13 protein-coding genes (1 of these 13 cut by a window edge) are annotated in these 19,108 nt (G+C 71.9%); 5 read left to right on the top strand and 8 right to left on the bottom strand.

Going from position 1 to position 19,108, the window contains the following annotated elements; genetic code table 11:
- Nucleotides 1–2 precede the first annotated feature (2 nt).
- From ACZ4QV_RS22355 to ACZ4QV_RS22325, 7 genes are all read right to left on the bottom strand, one after another.
- Nucleotides 3–992: an aldo/keto reductase family protein gene (locus ACZ4QV_RS22355; protein WP_361589339.1), complete on the bottom strand. Its 990-nt coding sequence runs from the start codon at nt 990–992 to the stop codon at nt 3–5.
- Nucleotides 989–3,076: a molybdopterin-containing oxidoreductase family protein gene (locus ACZ4QV_RS22350; protein ID WP_467763315.1), complete on the bottom strand. Its 2,088-nt coding sequence runs from the start codon at nt 3,074–3,076 to the stop codon at nt 989–991. The genes ACZ4QV_RS22355 and ACZ4QV_RS22350 overlap by 4 nt, the downstream gene beginning before the upstream one ends.
- Nucleotides 3,073–3,996, bottom strand: coding sequence for a diaminopimelate epimerase (dapF, locus tag ACZ4QV_RS22345; protein WP_361152346.1), 924 nt, complete (start codon nt 3,994–3,996; stop codon nt 3,073–3,075). Before dapF ends, ACZ4QV_RS22350 begins: the two co-directional genes overlap by 4 nt.
- A 20-nt stretch (nt 3,997–4,016) precedes the next feature.
- Nucleotides 4,017–4,718, bottom strand: a complete 702-nt coding sequence (locus tag ACZ4QV_RS22340) for a 2OG-Fe dioxygenase family protein (protein WP_361152349.1) — start codon at nt 4,716–4,718, stop codon at nt 4,017–4,019.
- An 18-nt stretch (nt 4,719–4,736) separates the two neighbouring features.
- Nucleotides 4,737–5,792, bottom strand: coding sequence for an iron-containing redox enzyme family protein (locus ACZ4QV_RS22335; protein WP_361152352.1), 1,056 nt, complete (start codon nt 5,790–5,792; stop codon nt 4,737–4,739).
- A 253-nt stretch (nt 5,793–6,045) separates the two neighbouring features.
- Nucleotides 6,046–7,059, bottom strand: a complete 1,014-nt coding sequence (locus tag ACZ4QV_RS22330) for a DMT family transporter (RefSeq protein ID WP_361620038.1) — start codon at nt 7,057–7,059, stop codon at nt 6,046–6,048.
- 556 nt (nt 7,060–7,615) lie between these two features.
- A complete protein-coding gene (locus ACZ4QV_RS22325; protein WP_361152714.1) occupies nt 7,616–8,335 on the bottom strand; it encodes an SDR family oxidoreductase in 720 nt (239 codons plus the stop codon).
- Nucleotides 8,336–8,511: 176 nt separating this feature from the next.
- Here ACZ4QV_RS22325 and ACZ4QV_RS22320 point away from each other — a divergent pair, with 176 nt between their 5' ends.
- The 3 genes from ACZ4QV_RS22320 to ACZ4QV_RS22310 all read left to right on the top strand — a co-directional run bounded on the left by ACZ4QV_RS22320 (nt 8,512) and on the right by ACZ4QV_RS22310 (nt 10,845).
- Nucleotides 8,512–9,222: a DUF5825 family protein gene (locus ACZ4QV_RS22320; RefSeq protein WP_361590915.1), complete on the top strand. Its 711-nt coding sequence runs from the start codon at nt 8,512–8,514 to the stop codon at nt 9,220–9,222.
- Nucleotides 9,223–9,276: 54 nt separating this feature from the next.
- A complete protein-coding gene (locus ACZ4QV_RS22315) occupies nt 9,277–9,891 on the top strand; it encodes a class I SAM-dependent methyltransferase (protein ID WP_361590917.1) in 615 nt (204 codons plus the stop codon).
- A gap of 180 nt (nt 9,892–10,071) precedes the next feature.
- The gene (locus tag ACZ4QV_RS22310; protein ID WP_361152362.1) at nt 10,072–10,845 is read left to right on the top strand and encodes a phytanoyl-CoA dioxygenase family protein; all 774 of its coding nucleotides are present in this window, start codon (nt 10,072–10,074) and stop codon (nt 10,843–10,845) included.
- Between the two features lie 101 nt (nt 10,846–10,946).
- On the opposite strand, the gene ACZ4QV_RS22305 is transcribed toward ACZ4QV_RS22310, so the two are convergent.
- Nucleotides 10,947–11,783: a helix-turn-helix transcriptional regulator gene (locus ACZ4QV_RS22305; protein ID WP_361152365.1), complete on the bottom strand. Its 837-nt coding sequence runs from the start codon at nt 11,781–11,783 to the stop codon at nt 10,947–10,949.
- Nucleotides 11,784–11,965: 182 nt separating this feature from the next.
- Here ACZ4QV_RS22305 and ACZ4QV_RS22300 point away from each other — a divergent pair, with 182 nt between their 5' ends.
- A complete protein-coding gene (locus ACZ4QV_RS22300; protein ID WP_361619917.1) occupies nt 11,966–13,420 on the top strand; it encodes an MFS transporter in 1,455 nt (484 codons plus the stop codon).
- 887 nt (nt 13,421–14,307) lie between these two features.
- Nucleotides 14,308–19,108, top strand: partial view of a non-ribosomal peptide synthase/polyketide synthase gene (locus ACZ4QV_RS22295; RefSeq protein ID WP_467763314.1) — the beginning only. Its footprint extends 18,299 nt past the window's final position; 4,801 of the gene's 23,100 nt are visible here — the first part of the coding sequence; it begins with the start codon at nt 14,308–14,310; its stop codon lies beyond the right edge, outside the window.

Here is a 19,108-nt window from a genome sequence, read left to right as displayed (position 1 = left end):
TGCTACGCGGCACTGTCCACCTTGGCGGGATCGCGTTCGACGACCGGGCCGAGGACGGTGTCGATGCGCCGCAGCACCGCCGGGTCGATGCGGACGCCCGCCGCCTGCGCGCTGTCGCGGACCTGCTCCGGCCGGGAGGCGCCCACGATGGCCGCGGCGACGTTCGGGTTCTGGAGCGTCCAGGCGACGGCGAGCTGGGCCGGGGTCAGGTCCAGCTCGCGGGCGATCGGGACGAGCTGCTGCACCCGCTCCAGCACCTCGTCGCGCAGGAAGGACTCCACCCAGCGGGCACCCGCCTCGTCCGTGGCGCGGGAACCCGCGGGCGGCGGCCGTCCGGGCAGGTACTTGCCGGTGAGCACACCTTGGGCGAGGGGCGACCAGACGATCTGGCTGAGCCCTTCCCGCTCGCACAGGGGCACGATCTCCGGTTCGATGACACGCCACAGCATCGAGTACTGGGGCTGGTTGGAGACGAACCGTTCCAGACCGAGGTCGCCGGCGAGCCGCACGGCCCGGGCGATCTGGTCGGCGGTCCACTCCGAGACGCCGATGTAGAGGACCTTGCCCTGCCGCACGAGGTCGTCGAAGGTCCTGAGCGTCTCCTCCAGCGGAGTGCGCTCGTCGAAGCGGTGAGCCTGGTACAGGTCGAGGTAGTCGGTCCCGAGCCTGGTCAGCGAGCCGTTGACGGCCTCGGTGAGGTGCTTGCGGGACAGACCGCCGTCGTTCGGTCCGGGGCCGGTCGGGAAGAACACCTTGGTCGAGATCACCAGGGAGTCGCGGCGCTGGCCCCGCAGCGCCTTGCCGAGCACGGCCTCGGCGGCCGTGCCCGCGTACATGTCGGCCGTGTCGAAGGTGGTGATGCCGGCGTCCAGGGCCGCGTGCACGCACTCCGCGGCCCGGCCGTCGTCGATCTGGGCACCGTGGGTGACCCAGTTGCCGTAGGCGATCTCACTGACCTGGAGCCCGCTGCGGCCCAGTCGTCGGTACTTCATCCGCCGTCCTCACTGCTGTCGTCCTCGCGCCGGGCAAGGGGCGTGATCCGTACACGGTTGTCGTGGAAGACCGCTCCGCCGCCCATGTCCGCGTCCCGTTCGTCGACGGTGGCGTTGGGGCCGGAGCCGCCGGTGAACTTGAGCCAGTGGCCCTTCGTCGTCATCGCGACTCCCGGGCGCACCACGTCCTCGATCCTGGCCAGGGCTTCGAAGGCGCCGCGTTCGTTGCTGATCCGTACGCGGTCGCCGGCCGCGATGCCGCTCGCCGCGGCGTCCTTCGGGTGCAGTACCACGTACGGCGGGCCGGCCCGGCGGCGCAGTTCGGGTTTGTTCCCGAAGACGGTGTTCAGGAAGAAGTGGTTGGCGACGGAGAGGAGGACCAAGGGCAAGGACCGCGCCCGTTCGGTGTCCTCGGTCTCGCTCGCCGGAACGTATCCGGCCACGGCGTCGTGGCCGTCCGCCCGGGCGGTCTCCGACACGAACTCCAGCTTCCCCGAAGGGGTGGGGAAGCCGTTCGCGAAGGGCACGAACCCGTCCGGGTAGGCGAGCCGGGCCCACCCCTCGGCGCGCAGCGTGTCGACGGTGATACCGGCCAAGGACGGGTGCGGGGAGTCGAGGAGGTCGCTCGCCAGCTCTTCGTCGCCGGCGTAGAGCGCCGGTTCCGTCAGCCCCATGGCCCGGGCCAGGCGTCGGAAGGTCTCGGTGGTGGACAGGCACTCCCCTGGAGGGGCGACCGCCGGTTCGTTCCAGTTGACGTACAGGTGGCCGTAGCCGTCGTGCACGTCCAGGTGCTCGGTCTGCATGGTGGCGGGGAGCAGGATGTCGGCGTAGTCGGCGGTGTCGGTCTGGAAGTGGTCCATGACCACGGTGAAGAGGTCGTCGCGGGCGAGGCCGCGGCGGATCCGGTTCTGGTCGGGGGAACTGGCCAGCGGGTTGGCTCCGTAGACGATCAGCGCCTCGACGGGCGGGTCGTCCACCTCCAGCAGCCCTTCGGCGAGCCGCGTCATGGAGAGGGTGCGTACGGGGCCGCGCAGCAGGTCGTCCCGGTAGAGCGCTTCACGGTTCGCGCCGAAGTAGCCGTCCGTCGAATAGAGCAGACCGCCACCGGGACGCTGCCAGTCCCCGGTGACGGCGGGCAGGCAGGCGAGGGTCCGCAGGGCGGCGCCGCCGCCGGCGTGGCGCTGGATGCCCTGCGACACTCCCACGGCGGTGGGCCTGCTGCGGGCGATGCGCCGGCCGAGTCGGACGATCTCCTCCTCGGTCACACCCGTCTCCCGCGCCGTGCGACCGGGATCGAACTCCAGCACCCGCTGCCGGAACTCCGCCCACCCCACGGTGCGGGCGGCCAGGTACTCCCGGTCCTCGGCGCCCTCTTGGAGCACGACGTGCAGCAGGCCCAGGGCCAGTGCGGCGTCCGAGCCCGGGAGGGGCGCGATGTGTTCGTCGGCCTGGGCCGCCGAACGGCTGCGGATCGGGTCGATGACGACGATGTGCGCGCCGTTCCCGCGCGCGCGTTGGATCACCTTCCACAGGTGGTGGCGACTGGTGAGGGGATTGCTTCCCCACAGCAGGACCAGCCGGGAGTACGCCAGGCTCTCCGGATCGATCCCCGTACTGACGCCGAGGGTGTACCGGAGGCCGACCAGACCGGCGATGGAGCAGATCGTCATGTCGTGGCGCGAGGCGCCCAGGACGTTCCACAGCCGGCTGCCGGCGCGCCCCTGGAGTCCTTGGAGGAAGCCGAGGGTGCCGGTGCCCTGGTACGGCCAGATCGCCTCGCCGCCGTGGCGCTCGATCGTCTGCTTCAGCCGCTGGGCGATCTCGTCGAGGGCGCTGTCCCAGTCGATGCGCTCGAACCGGCCCTCCCCCTTGCGGCCGACACGCCGCAGGGGGTGGAGCAACCGGTCGGGGGCGCGGGTGTGCTCCAGGAACTGGTTGACCTTCACACACAGGGTGCCCCGGGTGTAGGGGTGGTCCGGGGTGCCGCGCAGCGCTACGGCTTCGCCGTCCCGGACCGTCACCTGCCAGCTACAGGCGTCCGCGCAGTCCAGCGGGCACGCTCCGGCGACCTGGGTGTCCTTCATGTGCCCCTCCTTCCCGACGGCTCGCCGGGCATCGTGCCCCGCTGGGCCAGTTCCGTGAGCAGTGACCGCGAGAGCACTCCTGTCATCACCTCCCGCGCGGTGCCGGCCGAGCTGATCCGGCCGTCCCGCGCCACGCTCACATCGACCTCGCCACCGGACATGCGGACCGTCACGTCGGGACCGACGAGGCCGCGGGCGCGGGCCACGGCCGCCGCGGCGCACGCGCCGCTTCCCGACGCGGGTACGGGGCCGGCGGCCCGCTCCCAGACCGCGACGTCCAGCGTGCGGTCGTCGTGGACGCGCACGAACTCCACGTTGGTGCCCTCGGGGTGGCGGGGGTGCCAGGCCAGGGCGGGGCCCAGGCGCCGCACCAGCTCACCGTCGATCGTGTCCCTGAGGACGACGGTGTGGGGGACGCCGAGGTGCAGGTCGGTGACGGTGACCTCGCTCGGCCCGGTTCCTGCCAGCGGGACGACGGTGGTTGCCGCGTCACCGTCGTCCGTGCCTTCGCCGGTGACGAAGCGCGCCCGGCCCATGTCCACGGACACCCGCCCGTCGGTGACGTCCGCGATCCGGACCTCCGCGTCGCCGCCGGGCGTGCGTACGGTGAACGGCGTCCCCGTACGCCACTGCGGCACGTAGTGCTCGCCGAGGTACAGCGCGAACATGCGCAGTCCGTTGCCGCTCATCCCGCACTCGCTGCCGTCCGCGTTGAAGATGCGCAGTGCTGCGGCGGTGCCGGGCCGGGGCGCGTCCAGCGGCCCGAAGAGCAGGCCGTCGGCGCCGACTCCGAGGTGCCGGTCGCAGAGCAGCCGGACCGCTCCGGGGGCGGGCTCCGTGCCCAGGGCCGTACCGCCGCCCCGGGGATCGACGATCAGGTAGTCGTTGCCGAGTGCCTGGTACTTCACGAAGTCGCCCATGAGCCGGCCGCCGCAGCAGGTCAGTTCAGCGGGCGGTTGGAGAGGGCCGCCGCTTCGTACTCCTCGCCGTACCACCCTTTGTCCCAGGTGGAGTAGGCGACGATGATGATGTCCCGGTGGCCGGAGCCGCCGTCGGCGGAGGTGACGTCGGTGGCTTCGTGCTTGATCGCCTTGTCGTCCAGCAGGACGGCCTGCCCCGCCGCCAGTGTGCCCGTCCAGGTCGGCACGTCGGCATCCGGCAGCCACAGGCGGGTCTCGCCGCCGGCGACGTTGTGCCGCCGCAGCACGGCGATCATGATGTACTCGTGTCCGTCGCTGTGCACGCCCTCCGGGGTGATCGGTGCGGCGTTCTCGCTCTCGGCCCTGCTGCGGTTCTGGTGGATGTTGATCTGCCAGTCATGGCTGCGGTCCAGACCGATCGCGTCGGCGCCGATGGTGACCAGCGGGGTGAAGTCGACCTCGATCGGCTCGTAGGGGCGGCGGATGCCGCCGGCCACGTTGTTGTACCTCTTGGAGATGATGTAGTCGCGCTGCGGCAGCTTCTCGTAGACCCAGCCTCGGTCGCTGTCGGGTTCCGGCGACAGCCGGTACTGCGTGAACCGTTTGTAGCGCGTGCCGTTGCCCATGAACGGGTCGATCGGGAGGTTGTCGTAGCTGTCCAACGTCTCCGGCGCCGCCGGAGGCAAGTCGATGATCGAGAATCCCTGAGGGCCGATTGCCATGGCGCTGAGCCCTTCCTGTCAGACCGGTCGGAGGGTGGCGAGATCGGGCATGCGTTCGTCGAGGTAGCGGGCGGAGGAGTTGAGCCGCCACAGCGTTCCCCGGGCGATCGCCCGCCGCATGCGTTCGGTGGTGGCGGCGGGGACGACCACGTTGTGGAACCAGCCGGCGGCGTGCCGGGAGTCGATGGTGATGTGCAGCTTGTGGTACACGATGCCGACGTCGGGCAGTCCGAGCCGTTCCCAGGCGTGCACGACGTGGACGAAGCGCTCGGGCGCCAGCCATTCGGTCATGCCGAGGAATCCGACGGCTTCCGGATACAGGTGCCGGTACCGGCACAGGAGCACGGCGAGGTTTCCGGACAGCAGGGCGTTGGCGGTGAGTGACCTTTCCAGCTCCCGGGCTTGAATGTCGAAAACCTGGAAGATCTGATTGAAGAGATGGGTGTGCACCTGTGAAGGGTCACCATTTCCCATCTCGTCCCAGAAGTTTTCGGCGATCTCCATCTTCGCGCCGTCGCTGGTGCCGACCTGCATCATCGCGAGAAGATCGTCGAATCGGCCGTCGACGACCGATTCCTGGATCACGTAATGCCGCAGGTCTTCGGCTGTGGCCTGATTCCGGATGAAGTCCCGGTAGTACGGGTGCTTGTAGACCCGGTGTTCACGGGCGAGTCTCTTCAGCCAGGACAGGTACGCGGCCGGCTCGGTGGGCGCCGAGTCGAGAACACCCGGCTCCAGCGCGGCGTCCTCGACGGCCGCGGTGGCCTGTTCCAGCAGGCGAAGGACCTCGTGGACGAGCGTGGAGCCTTCGGCGGTGGGCCCCTCGGGGAGCTGGGTGAACAGCCCGTAGATACGGGAGAGCAACAGTTGCTGGCCGTGGAACGCGGCGGGGTCGCCGGCTGCCGACCGTGTGTTGAGATCACTGACGGCCGCCCGGAGCGCCGCCCGTTCATGGGTGGTCATCGATGCGTCAAGGTCTTCTGCCGGACGTTTCAGCAGCGAGGATACTTCCTCCACCACCGGAAAGCTGTCCAGATCTGACTTCTGATCGATTAAGTGGGGTTCAGCGTTCATGCCCGTCTCCTGCCATATGACGGAGTCCCGTGCTGATGGTATGGCCACCTGTTGAACAATAATGCTCTTTCGCCCCAGGAGCTATATCGCATCGCGAGGTTGGCGTGAAGACGGGGCTTGACGCTCCTTGTATGGAGATGTGAACACGCCGAAATGGCGTGGCGCAATACCCGTCAGCGAGCCTGACGAAAAGGCGACGGGCGGTGAACCGCTACGGTTCACCGCCCGTCGCCTTTTCGTCAGGCTCGCGCGATCACTCCTCGGCGCGTGCGGACGGATGCGGGGCATGCCTCGCACGGCCGCGGTCCAGCTCAGGGCTCTGTTGAGCGCTCGGCTGCCTGGCCCCCTCGCGGGCCGCGAGGAAGAGCACGGCGAAGAGCAGCAGCGCCGTGCCGGTGAGGACGATCGCGTTCAGCCGCTCACCGAAGACCAGGACGCCGATGGCCGCCGCGGTGAGCGGATCGACCAGAGCGATCACGGAGGCGGTGGTCGCCCGGACCACCCGGAGGCCGATGAAGAGCAGGATGTACGCCAGTGCCGTCGGCACCGCCCCCAGATAGAGGATCAGGCCGATGGTCCACGCCGGACGGCCCATGTCGGGCACCAAGCCCTCCCACACGGCCATCGGCAGGAGGCAGACCATGCCCACGGTGACGCCGGGCACCGTGGACTCGAAAGCGCCACCGGCGCTGTTCCGGCCGAAGAAGCGGCCCAGCAGGGTCACGCCCGCGTAACCGGCGGCGGAGAGCAGGGCGTATCCGATGCCCAGGAAGGGATTGGGGCCGGTGCTTCCGTCGGCTCCCCCCATCAGCAGCGCCAGACCGGCAACTCCGCTCACCACCGCGGCGGTTCCGGCGACGCCGGTGCGCTCACCCAGGATCAGCCGGGCGCCGACGGCCACCAGTACCGGGCCCGAGCCCAGGGTCGCCACGGTTCCCACGGCCAGCCCGGCCTGCTGCACGGAGGCGAAGTAGGCGGCCTGGGCCACCGCCATCCCGAAGCCCGTGATCAGGGCCCGCCGGGGGTCCGCCGCGTACATCGCGCGCAGTGAGCTCACCGTCTCGGGCCGCCGGACCCGCCAGACGGAGTGGACCGCCAGGAGCAGCCCGAGTCCGGCCAGGAACCGCCAGAAGGAAACGGCGACGGGACCGATCCCGCCGGTGTCGTACATGGCGACGGCCACGGCGCCGCCGGTGCCCCAGGCCGTGGCCGCGATCGCGACGTAGAGGATGCCCCGCCACACGGGCAGGGGGGAAGAGGGCTGCAAGGGAGGTCTCCTCGGTCGATTGCCGGCACGAAGTCTTCGTGGGCAACCCACGCGGCCACCCCGGCATCCCGGGACGGCTGCGAGACTGCCCGCCTCAGGCGGCGGGTGGCGGAGGCCTCAGCAGATACATGCGGGCACCCTACCCAGCGCAGGTACCGGTGTCCCGGGGCGCGCCGCATCCGGCCGGATACGGTCGATCCGGCCGCGGACAGCGGCCGTTACCTCGTGCGTCTCGGCCAGCGGCGGCGGGAGCCGGGTCCATCAGCTCATGGACGAGGGCGCCGCCCGGCGGTTCCTCGGCGCCCTTGCGGCCGTCGGCTTCCTCGTAGCACTCGCGGCGGTGTCGCGGCCGGTGGCACAAGCGTCCCTTCCGGGGCCGTATCAAAGCCGAGCCCATGGGGGCTGCTTCTGGGGACATGGTCGCCGCTCGCCGAGATACGTGGACCGAGCGATGCCGGCGCTACCTGCCCCGGTGCCCGGCATGGCCGCCGGTCGGCTTCAAGCCGTTGGGATCGGCCGCGGCCGTACGCGTTTGCTGCCGGAACCCGGAAGTGTTCTACCGTCCGCCGAGACTGCTTCCGCCGTCGACGTCGAGGACGTGGCCGGTGATGAACCCCGCGTCGTCGGACAGCAGGAAGGCCACGGCCGCGGCGATGTCGTCGGGAGTGCCCAGGCGTCCCAGCGGGATCGAGGCGACGGCCTGGCGTTCCGCTTCGCTGCCGACGGGGCGGGCGCGGCGGAACAGTTCGGTCGCGGTGGGGCCGGGGGAGACCGCGTTGGAGGTGATGCCGTCCGGTGCGAGCTCCAGGGCCCAGGTACGGGTGCATCCCACGAGCGCGCTCTTCGCCGCCGCGTAGGAGGTCCGGTCCCTGGCCCCGTACGTCGCCCGCGAAGTGATGTTGACGATGCGGCCGAAGCGCTGGGCGCGCATACCCGGCAGCAGGGCCTGGACGACCTGGACCGATGCCCGCAGGTTCAGGTCCACCACCTGTTGCAGGGTCGCCAGGTCGAGGTCCTGGAGGGGCTGGGGCTGAGCGATCCCGGCGTTGTTGACGACCCGGCAGACCACGCGTTCCCGAGTGGCCTCCTCCAGCATCTGCGCGGTGGCGTCGGCGTCGGAGAGGTCGCAGCGCAGGAACGTGCCGGGAAACTCCTCCGCGGGCGCGTTCCGGGCCACGCCGATCACCTCGTACCCCTCCTTCGCGAGCCGCTGGGACATCGCGAGCCCGATGCCTTTGCCGGCGCCGGTGACCAATACCCGCGGTGCCTCTGAGATGCCGTTCACCTTGCTCACCGTTCTTTCGCTCGTCGTTCCATGTCGTGCCGACGGCTCACGCGGGCTTCGCCGGTCTCCACCCGTGCGAGCGCAGGCACCTCACCTCACCGACACTGTCAAATGTGATCTTGCTGGTGGGCAGCGGGTGGTGAATTCCGGACAGGGGACTGGACCTCATGCGCTGGGTGACCCACGACGGCAGTCCGGCGCTGGTGCCCGCCCTGCTCCACGGCTCGGCGGGCCGCACTCCGGAAGCAGGCGCGACAGCGGCGCTCCGGTGCTGGCGGGAACGCGACGAAGAGGCGCGCGAGTGGGACGGCATCTCCATGGGAGAGGGGCAGTACGAGGACACCCCTGTACGAACCGTGTCGGACCTGGTCGCACGGGGTGTCCAGCATGTCGCCCTCCCCGAGCCCGTGATCCTCGGCCATGACGAGGGCGGCAGTGACCGGCGAGCGGTCCGAGGGCTCACCCATGTGCGGGAGCTGACCGGGCACGGTCTCTCCGTCGAATGGGATCCGGACCTCGGCGCCGAGATCGGACAGCGGCGGTTGTTCAGCCACCTGTGTCCCCCGCGTTCGGTGACCTGCCCCGACGGCGAAGCCGTCCTGGACCAGTGGCGCACCACGTTCCGCATGAACAACTGCGGCTACCGGCGTGGCGTGGGCTTCGTCGAAGTCACCGACCTGCGCCGGGGGACACAACGGCGCGTCGTCATGCGCAAGGTGAACCAAGGGAAGCTGGCGTCGCTGCTGGACGGTGCCCCTGCCGCTGATTTCCGGCGCCAGGAAAGAGAGGCGTTCACGGAGTCAGGCTTCGTTCACCAGGTCGGTTCCCTCCTGTGGTGGCTGCCCTCCCGTATCACCCGCTGGCCGGTCGTGGGGTGACGGGAAGGAGCGACGGCAGGCGTCGGAACACAGCACGGAAAGGAATCAAGAGCCGTGGACCATGGCAGGCCCACCTCGCCGTTGCGCTCCCTCAACGCGGCTGAATGGGACCGCACATACGATTCCGCGATCGCCGGGTGGGACGAGGAGCCACCCCCGGTGCTCGGCGAACTCCTCGCCGAGCACGCTCCACCCCCGGCCCGGGTGATGGATGCCGGCTGCGGGCTCGGCACCACCGCGCGGTGGCTCGCCGGCCGCTCCTGCACCGTCACGGCTTGCGACTTCTCAGCCCAGGCGATCGAAGAGGCCCGGCGCCGGACACCGGTCGGTTCGGCGGTGCGGTACGAGGTTCTCGACGTCACCTCCCACGTGCCCGTGCACCCGTTCCCGGTGGTCCTCGACCGTGGTGCACCGCACACCTGCCCCACTGATCGTGAGCGTCGGACGTTCGCCGCGGCGATGGCCCGGATGTGCCGGCCCGGGGGACTGTGGGTACATGTCGGTGCCGCCGCGCTCAGCGAAGAGGAGGCCCTGCACCAGTCCGGCGGACCGTCCTGGACCACCGAGGAGACTTTCCTCGACGCAGTGGGCGCGTGGTTCACCGTGCTCGATCTTCGGATCGCCGATTTCGGCGGGCAGCCGGGTGTCACGGACTGGCCGGCCCGGTAGGTCGTGCTCCGGAGAAGGGAGAACCGAGCCCTGGGAGAACGGCCCCACCCAGGTCGGTCGCACTGGGCGGCTACGGGTGTCTTCCGCAGCCCCTTGCCCAAGCGGGCTCGGTGAACGCCCGACAAAGGCGGTGCGGGAAATGTGGGGTGACCGGGGCCGGTGGCGCCGCACGATGGGGGCATGGACGACTCGACCTTGATAACCCGTTTCCTGTGCGACGGCTTCGTGAAGCTGGAGGGTGCCGTCGCGCCGCGCGTGGCCGCGGACTGTGCGCGACTGCTGTGGCGGGAGACGGGCTGCGACCCGGACGACCCGACGACGTGGACGCAGCCCGTGCACTGGGTGCCGGGCATGGCGCACGGCCCCTTCGCTGCCGCGCCCAACGCCCCGTTCCTGCACCACGCGTACGACCTGCTCGTCGGTGCGGGGCGCTGGGAGCCGCGCTATTCGCTGGGCACCTTTCCGCTGCGCTTCCCGCACCAGGAGGAGCCGGACGACGCGGGCTGGCACATCGAGGGGAGCTATCTGCCGGAGGGTGAGAGCTGGTCCTTCACCAATCTGCGTTCCCGGGGCCGGGCGCTGCTGATGCTGTTCCTGTTCAGCGAGGTCGGTGACCAGGACGCCCCGACCCGGATCCGGGTCGGCTCGCACCTCGACGTGCCGAAGGTGCTGGAGGGGTACGGGGAGCAGGGAGCCAACGGGCTGGCCCTGGCGCCCGATCTGGTGGCGGCGTCCGACCACCGACCGCTCGCCCTGGCCACCGGGTCCCCGGGCGATGTCTTCCTGTGCCACCCGTTCCTGGTGCACGCGGCACAGCCGCACCACGGGAGGCGGCCGCGTTTCATGGCCCAGCCGCCGCTGATGCCGGCCGCGCCGTACGAACTGGAGCGGGCCGACGGCGCGTACTCACCCGTGGAGACCGCGATCCGCCGGGGCTTGGGGCGGGACAGGTGAGGGACCGGGGCGGCCGATGACGACGCGGCGGCTCGCCTCCGTACCGCACGTCACCGTGCGTCACCGCGCGTCGTGGGAGAGCGCGGGGAGCCCCCAGCCGTTCAGGCCGACAGACGCAGCAGCGCCTCATGGTCCGGTGTCCCCGGCGGCGCCTGGTAGACGATCAGCCGCTGGCCTTCGCTTCGGGCCACGTCGAACGCCTCGTACGTCAGCGTCAGCCGGCCCGCCTCCGGGTGGTGGTACACCTTGCGCCCGTTGGTGCGCGCCCGGACGTCGTAACGCTGCCACAGAGAAGCGAATTCGGTGCTGCACGCCGACAGTTCGTCGACGACGTCGCGGATGTCCGGCGCTTCCGGGTGCACCACCACGGCGGCGCGCAGATGGGCCACCACGCCGCGGGCCACGTCCTCCCAGTCGGCGTACAGTTCCCGGGCGACGGGGTGGACGAAGGCGTAGCGCGCGGTGTTGCGCTTCCCCTCGGGCCAGTCCTCGATGCCGCGGAAGAGACGCATCGCGCCCTGGTTGGCGGCCAGCAGGTCACTGGACCGGCTCAGCACACAGGCCGGGTACGGGTGCGCGATTTCCACCATCCGGCGGACCTCCTCCCGGACCGTGCGCGAGCCCCTGCCCGTCCGCGCGCCGGTGGCCGGCGCCGACGTCCGGCCGCGGCTCAGCTCCGCGAGGTGGCGGCGCTCGTCGTCGGTCAGCTTGAGCACCTGCCCGATCGCCTCCAGCACCGCGGGGCTCGGCCGTTGCTGCTTGCCCTGCTCAAGGCGCCGGTAGTACTCGATGCTGACGCCGGCCAGGATCGCGACCTCCTCACGCCGCAGCCCGGCCGTACGCCGACGGCCCGCCGACGGCGGCAGACCTGCCTCCTGCGGCGCGACGCGGCCCCGTCGGCTGCGCAGGAAGTCACCCAGCTCCGTTCTGTTCCCCATCGGCACGTTGCTCACAGCCGCAGTATGCAGGTACCGGGCCGGCCGAGGGGGGCCCTGCCAGGGTCTCCCTGCGGCCGGGCTCCCGGGGCACGCTGAACCCACCGCGGAGATCTGCGCGCGGCGGACAGGCAAGGTGACGGGGCGGCGCGGAGGCCCACGAGGAAAGGACGGTGGGCCCGGCTGTGACCACTCAAGCCGAACTCACCCGCCGGGGACGCCATCTCGTCCTGGCGGTCTGCTGCACGAGCGTCTTCCTCGGCAGCCTCAACAACACGGTGCTCAACGTGGCGCTGCCGGCGATGCAACGCGATCTGCACAGCCCGCTCTCCGGACTGCAGTGGGCCACCGACGCCTACCTGATCGTGCTCGCCGCCCTGCTGATGCTCGCCGGATCCGCCGGGGACCGGCTCGGCCGCCGACGCGTCTTCCAGACGGGCCTGGCCCTGTTCACCCTCGGCTCGCTCCTGTGCGGACTCGCCCCCGACCTGGACCGGCTCATCGCCTTCCGCATGGTCCAGGCGGTCGGGGCGTCGATGCTCAACCCGATGGCCATGTCCATCGTCACCAACACCTTCACCGCGCCACGCGAACGTGCCCGGGCGATCGGTGTCTGGGGCACGGTGATGGGTGTGGCGATGGCGGTGGGCCCGATGGTGGGCGGGGTGCTCGTCCAGGGCCTGGGCTGGCGGTCGATCTTCTGGCTCAACCTGCCGATCGGCCTGACCGCGTTCGCCTGTGCCGCGCGCTTCGTACCGGAGTCCCGCGCACCCCGGCCGCGCCGGGTGGACCCGGTCGGACAGGTCCTGGTCGTCGTGCTGCTGGGCTGCCTGACGTACGCGATCATCGAGGGGCCCGGCACCGGCTGGACAGCCCCGCGTACCCTCGCCTGCGCCCTGGCCGCACCGGCCGCGCTCCTCGCGCTCGTCCTCTACGAGCGGCGGCGCACCGAACCGCTGGTGGACCTGCGGGTCTTCCGCAGCGCCGGGTTCAGCGGAGCCAGCGTCATGGCGGTCTGCTCGTTCTTCGTACTCGGTGGCTTCCTCTTCCTCAACACGCTCTACCTGCAGAACGTACGCGGCCTGTCGGCCCTGGCCGCGGGCCTGTACCTGCTGCCCATGGCGGTCATGAACATCGTCACCTCGCCGCTCTCCGGACGGCTGACCGCCACCCGCGGCCCCCGGCTGCCGCTGCTCCTGGCCGGCATCGCCACCGCCGCGGGCGGGGTCCTGCTCGCCACCGGCGGCGCTCTCACGACGGACGCCCTGCTCTTCACCGCGTACGTCCTGATCGGCGTCGGCGTCGGACTGGCCAACACCCCGGTCACCAACGCGGCCATGTCCGGCATGCCGCGGGAACAGGCCGGCGTGGCCGCGGCGATCGTCGCCACCAGCCGCCAGGTCGGTCAGGCGCTGGGGGTCGCGGTGCTCGGCGCGCTCCTCACCGCCGGTCTGCGCTCCGGTACGCCGTTCACCCGGGCGGTGCTCCCGGGATACTGGACGGTCACCGCCTGCGGCCTGGTCATCGTCGTACTCAGCCTGGCCACCACACGCCGTAGCGTGCCCGTCACCGGGGCTGCCGGGCCCGGCTCCCGCTCGGCTGCCACGTCGGCCCGCGCCGGCACTTCCAAGGCGAGCTGATGTTCGCGTGCGCCGGCATCCCGGCCGTCACGAGAGCAAGCTGCTCGCAGGACTGTGCCGGGGTGGTTGGGACAGGGGTGCGGGAGGCCGTGCGGTGCGGCCGAAAAGTTGTTTCTTCGGCGTTAACTTTCCGGCATGTGAGGGGCGTTGAGGTTTGATTGGGGCGTCGGAGGCGCCATGGGGTGCTACGTGGGTTGATGTGCCGGGGGCCGGTCCAGCGGTGCGGACGGTGGGGTACCCCCGCGTACACCGGAATTGCCCTTCCCCGACCTCGCGATTGCCCTTTCGATACGTCGGAAGTGCCCTCCGCGTGCACCGGCATCGCCCTTCCCGCGCACCGGAATTGCCCTCCCTGTCGCGGCCCGTCGGTGCCGCCGGGGGGCGCCGCTTCCGTGGTGCTCCCCGGTGCTCCGCGGCGACCGGAATGGCACCTGCCGGGTGCGTCGGCGCAATGACTGAAATCGCATGGGACGGACGGTCTGTTTTCGTCATGATCGTTCGATTCGTGCCGTGGGTAACCGTGTAACCGGTTTCACGTCTGTCGCCCTGACCAGCGAAGGCGTCTCGCGGCACGGTGTCGGGTGAGACCAAACGTGACGTGTGGCACGTGGTGTTCGAATGTTGAACCTCTGTATCGTCCTTCGTGTCGGGCAGGTTATGCCCCTCCGACCCGAAATCCGCTCATTCGAACCTCACCCTGCCGCTCTCTTGGGGCGGCCTACAGGGCGCGCCGTCCCGTCGGCGGCCCGTACCGGCACCCCGAGCCCGCACGACTCGCCACGGCATGCGGTGTCCCCGCACGCCCACGGGCCGGCCGTGCCAGGGCGGCGGCGCGGTTTCCACCTGCTCCGCCGCCCGGCGGGCCTCGGAAGAAGATGGGAAGGGTAGTGCCCGGTACTCCGCACCACAGCCGGCCCCTGTCGTCGGCGCAGCGTGGCATCTGGTTCGCGCAGCAACTCGACCCGGACAGCCCCAGCTACCACACCGCCGAGTACGTGGAGATCGAGGGCCCCCTCGATCTGCCGGCGTTCGAGACCGCGGTGCGGCGGGCGGTGGCGGAGACCGATGTGCTCAACGTCCGCTTCGCCGACGACGGCCAGGGGCCGCGCCAGACGATCGAGCCCGTGGACAACTGGTCGTTCCGTGTACTCGACGTCGGCGCGGAGCAGGACCCGCGTGCGGCCGCCGAGACCTGGATGCGGGCGGAGACCGCCCGGCCCGGGGGCCTGGAGGCGGGCCGGACGGTCACCCTGGCGCTGTTGCGGGCCGGGGTCGGCCGCGCCTTCTTCTACCTGCGCGCCCATCACCTCGTCACCGACGGCTACATGTGCGCGCTGTTCACGCAGCGGGTGGCGGAGGTCTACACGGCCCTGGTCACCGGGGCGCCGCAGCGCGAGGACGGCAGCGGTTCGCTGGACCTGCTGCTGGCCGACGACACCGCGTACCGGGAGTCGGAGCACTTCGCGCGGGACCGGGCCCACTGGCTGGACCGGCTGGCGGGCCGTCCCGAGCCGGTGAACCTCGCGGGCCGGACGGCCCGCGTCGCACGGAGCTTCCTGCGGTACGGCACCCGCGTACCGGACGCGACCGCCGACGGCCTGCGGGCACTGGCACGTCGGTCGGGCGTCGGCCTGCCGGTCCCGGTGATCGCCGCCACGGCGCTCTACCTCGGCCGGATGACCGGCGCCGACGAGGTGGCCCTCGGCATCCCGGTGACCGCGCGGAACGGCGGCGGCCGGCACATCCGCGGGCCGATGTCCAACGAACTGCCGCTGTGGGTGGAGGTCCGGCCCGGCACGAGCGGCCGGGACCTGTTACGGCACGTGTCCGACGGGGCGCGGCAGTTGCTCAGGCATCAGCGGTACCGGTACGAGGACATCGTCCGCGACCTGCGGACGGTCGGCGGCGAGCGCCGCCTCTTCGGCCCGACCGTCAACATCATGTCCTACGCCTCCGAGCTGACCTTCGGCGAGGCGCGGGCGACCGCGCACAACCTGTCCGTCGGGCCCGTCACCGACCTCTCCTTCCGCCTCGACGACCGCCTGGGCGGCGGCGCGCTGCACCTCGACGTCGACGCCAACCCCGCCCTGTACGACGCGGCGGAGACCGCCGCGCACCAGCGGCGCTTCCTGCGCGTACTGGAAAGCTTCGCCACGGCCGACCCGGAACGTCCCGTCGGCCGTATCGATTTCCTGCTGCCCGGCGAGCGCGCCGAGGTGCTGCCCGTACGGCCGGCGGCGGACGGCCCCGAGGCCGACACTCCCCGGACCGGTGATCCCCAGGCCGGTACCCCCGGGACCGGTACCCTCCAGGCCGGTGTCCCCGGCCCGACCCTGCCGGCGCTGTTCGAAGCGCAGACCGCGCGTACCCCCGACGCCGTCGCCGTCGTCACCGAGAACGGCGAGCTGACCTACGCCGGACTGAACGACCGCGCCAACCGCCTCGCGCGCCTGCTGCTGAAGCGCGGCGCGGGCCCGGAGCGGCTGGTGGCCGTGGCGCTGCCGCGCTCCGCCGACCTCGTGGTGGCGCTGCTCGCGGTGGTGAAGACGGGCGCCGCGTATCTGCCGGTCGACCCCGGCCACCCGGCGGAGCGGATCGCGCTCGTGCTCCGTGACGCCGACCCCGTGTGCCTGGTCACCGCGGGCGCACCGGCCGACGGGACTCCGCACGGAGCGGACGCCGTGCGGCTGGACGACGACGCCACCGTCCGGGCCCTGGCCGACGGGCCCGGAGGCGATCTGACCGACACCGAGCGGGCCGGGCGGCTCGACCCCGCGCACCCGGCGTACGTCATCCACACCTCCGGATCGACCGGCACCCCCAAGGGCGTGGCGGTCCCGCACCACAACGTGGTGCGGCTGTTCCGGCGGACCGAGGCGTGGTTCGGCTTCGGCCCCGACGACGTGTGGACGCTGTTCCACTCCTACGCCTTCGACTTCTCCGTGTGGGAACTGTGGGGGGCGCTCCTGCACGGCGGCCGGCTGGTCGTCGTCCCGCAGGACGTGAGCCGTTCCCCCGAGCGCTTCCTCGACCTGCTCGTACGCCACCGGGTGACGGTGCTCAACCAGACGCCGTCCGCCTTCTACCCGTTGATACGGGCCGACCACGACCACCCGGAGCTGTCCGCGCGGCTGGCGCTGCGCACGGTCGTCCTCGGCGGGGAGGCGCTGGACCCCGGCAGGCTGCGCGAGTGGTACCGGCGCCATCCGGCCGGCACACCGCGCCTGGTGAACATGTACGGCATCACCGAGACCACCGTGCACGTCACCCACGCCCCGCTGGACGAGCGGGACGCCGCCGCCGAGCCGCCCCGCAGCGTCATCGGCGAACCGATACCCGACCTGCGCGCCTACGTGCTCGACAACGCCCTGCGTCCGGTGCCGCCGGGCGTCACCGGCGAGCTGTACGTGGCGGGCCCCGGCCTCGCCCGCGGCTACCTCGGGCGCCCGGGCCTGAGCGCGCAGCGTTTCGTGGCCGACCCGTTCGGCGCGCCGGGGGAGCGGATGTACCGCACCGGGGACCGGGCGCGCAGGCACGCGGACGGCAGGCTCGACCACGCCGGGCGCGCGGACGACCAGGTCAAGCTGCGCGGGTTCCGTATCGAGCCGGGAGAGGTCGAGGCCGTACTGGCCCGGCACGGGGCGGTGGCGCGGGCCGTGGTGCTGCTGCGCGAGGACCGGCCCGGCGACCGGCGGCTGGTGGCCTATGCGGTCCCCGCCGACGGCCCTCGTCCCGAGGCCGCCGCACTGCGCGAGTTCGCCGGACGGCATCTGCCGGGACACATGGTCCCGGCGGCCGTCGTCGTCCTGGACCGACTGCCGCTGACGGCCAACGGCAAGCTGGACCGGGCCGCCCTGCCGGCCCCGGAGTACACCCCGGGTACGGCCCGGCGCCCGGCGCGCGACGCGGCCGAGCGGGTGCTGTGCGACCTGTTCGCCGAGGTGCTCGGCGTGGAGCGGGTGGGCGTCGACGACGGCTTCTTCGACCTCGGCGGGGACTCGCTGCTGGCGACCCGGCTGCTGAGCCGGATACGGACCGTCCTCGGCGCCGAACTGCCGATCCGGGTCCTGTTCGACACGCCGACCGTGGCGGGACTGGCCACGGCGGTACGGGAGGCGGGTGCGGAAGCCCGGCCGGTGGTACGGCACACGGAACGTCCCGAGGCGCTGCCGCTGTCGTTCGCCCAGCGGCGGTTGTGGTTCCTCAACCGGCTGGAGGGCCGCGAGGCCGGGGCCGACTACAACATGCCGTTCGTCCTGCGGCTGGAGGGCGCACTCGACCGGGCGGCGCTGGAGGCGGCGCTCACCGACGTCGTCGTGCGGCACGAGAGTCTGCGGACGGTCTTCCCCGAGATCGACGGCGTACCACGGCAGGTGGTGCGCGGCCCCGGCGCCGCCGCCGTCACCCTGCCGGTGCGCGACGTCGACGCGGCCGAGCTGGCGGAGGTCCTGGCGCGGGGCGCCGCCACCGGCTTCGACCTGACCACCGAACTGCCGCTGCGCGCGGCGCTGTTCGCGCTCGGCCCGGACCGGCACGTGCTGTCGCTGGTGGTGCACCACATCGCGGGCGACGCCTGGTCCATGGTGCCCCTGGGCCGCGACCTGTCCGTCGCCTACGCGGCCCGCCTGCGCGGCGCGGAGCCGTCCTGGGCCCCGCTGCCGGTGACCTACGCGGACTACACGCTGTGGCAGCGTGACCTGCTGGGGGAGGAGCGCGACGAGGACAGTCTCATCGCGCGGCAGGTGGCGTACTGGGCCCGCACGCTGGCCGGGCTCCCCGACGAACTCGCCCTGCCCGCCGACCGCCCCCGCCCCGGCGTGGCGAGCCACCGCGGCGGAACCGTGCCGCTGCGCCTCGACGCCGCCCTGCACGCGCGGCTCGCGGCGCTGGCCGAGGCGCACGGGGTGACCCTGTTCATGGTCCTCCAGGCCGGGCTGGCCGCGCTGCTGACCCGGCACGGCGCCGGCACCGACATCCCGCTCGGCTCGCCCGTCGCGGGACGCACCGACGACGCCCTGGACGACCTGATCGGCTGCTTCGTCAACACCCTGGTCCTGCGCACCGACACCTCCGGCGACCCGGGCTTCGGCGAACTGCTCGCCCGTGTACGGGAGACGGACCTGGCGGCCTACGCCCACCAGGACGTGCCCTTCGAACACCTCGTGGAGGTGCTCAACCCCGCCAGGTCCCTGAGCCGTCACCCGCTGTTCCAGGTGCTGCTGACGCTCACCGGCCGGACGGCGGCGCCGGACGCGTTGCCCGGCCTGCGGGCCGAGGCCGAGCGGGTGGAGTCGGGCACCGCCAAGTTCGACCTGACGTTCAACCTGACCGAGGCCGTGGGAGCCGGGGGCGGCCCCGGTGGCGTCGAGGGGTACGTCGGCTACGGCGCCGACCTCTTCGAGCGGGGCACCGTCGAGGCGCTGGCGGCCCGTTTCGTACGGCTGCTGGAGGCAGCGGCGGCCGACCCTGACCTGCCGCTGGGCGCCCTGGAGATCCTCGGCGAGGCCGAGCGCCACCGCCTGCTGACCGAGTGGAACGGTACCGAAGCCGCTGCTGGGGACGTCCCGCCCGCCGCGTCGCTGCCGGAGCTGTTCGAGCGGCAGGCCGCTGCCACCCCGGAGGCCCGCGCGGTCGCCGCGCCCGACGCCGAACTGTCCTACGCGCAGGTCGACGCCCGGGCCGACCGCC

This window comes from Streptomyces sp. NPDC026394 (assembly GCF_055567735.1).
This window is presented reverse-complemented; position numbering and strand designations above follow the sequence as displayed.

Bases quoted from the DNA above. Each gene is read 5' to 3' on its own strand.
- ACZ4QV_RS22355 (WP_361589339.1), bottom strand. From the start codon at position 992: ATGAAGTACCGACGACTGGGCCGCAGCGGGCTCCAGGTCAGTGAGATC.
- ACZ4QV_RS22350 (WP_467763315.1), bottom strand. From the start codon at position 3,076: ATGAAGGACACCCAGGTCGCCGGAGCGTGCCCGCTGGACTGCGCGGAC.
- dapF (WP_361152346.1), bottom strand. From the start codon at position 3,996: ATGGGCGACTTCGTGAAGTACCAGGCACTCGGCAACGACTACCTGATC.
- ACZ4QV_RS22340 (WP_361152349.1), bottom strand. From the start codon at position 4,718: ATGGCAATCGGCCCTCAGGGATTCTCGATCATCGACTTGCCTCCGGCG.
- ACZ4QV_RS22335 (WP_361152352.1), bottom strand. From the start codon at position 5,792: ATGAACGCTGAACCCCACTTAATCGATCAGAAGTCAGATCTGGACAGC.
- ACZ4QV_RS22320 (WP_361590915.1), top strand. From the start codon at position 8,512: ATGCGCTGGGTGACCCACGACGGCAGTCCGGCGCTGGTGCCCGCCCTG.
- ACZ4QV_RS22310 (WP_361152362.1), top strand. From the start codon at position 10,072: ATGGACGACTCGACCTTGATAACCCGTTTCCTGTGCGACGGCTTCGTG.
- ACZ4QV_RS22305 (WP_361152365.1), bottom strand. From the start codon at position 11,783: ATGGGGAACAGAACGGAGCTGGGTGACTTCCTGCGCAGCCGACGGGGC.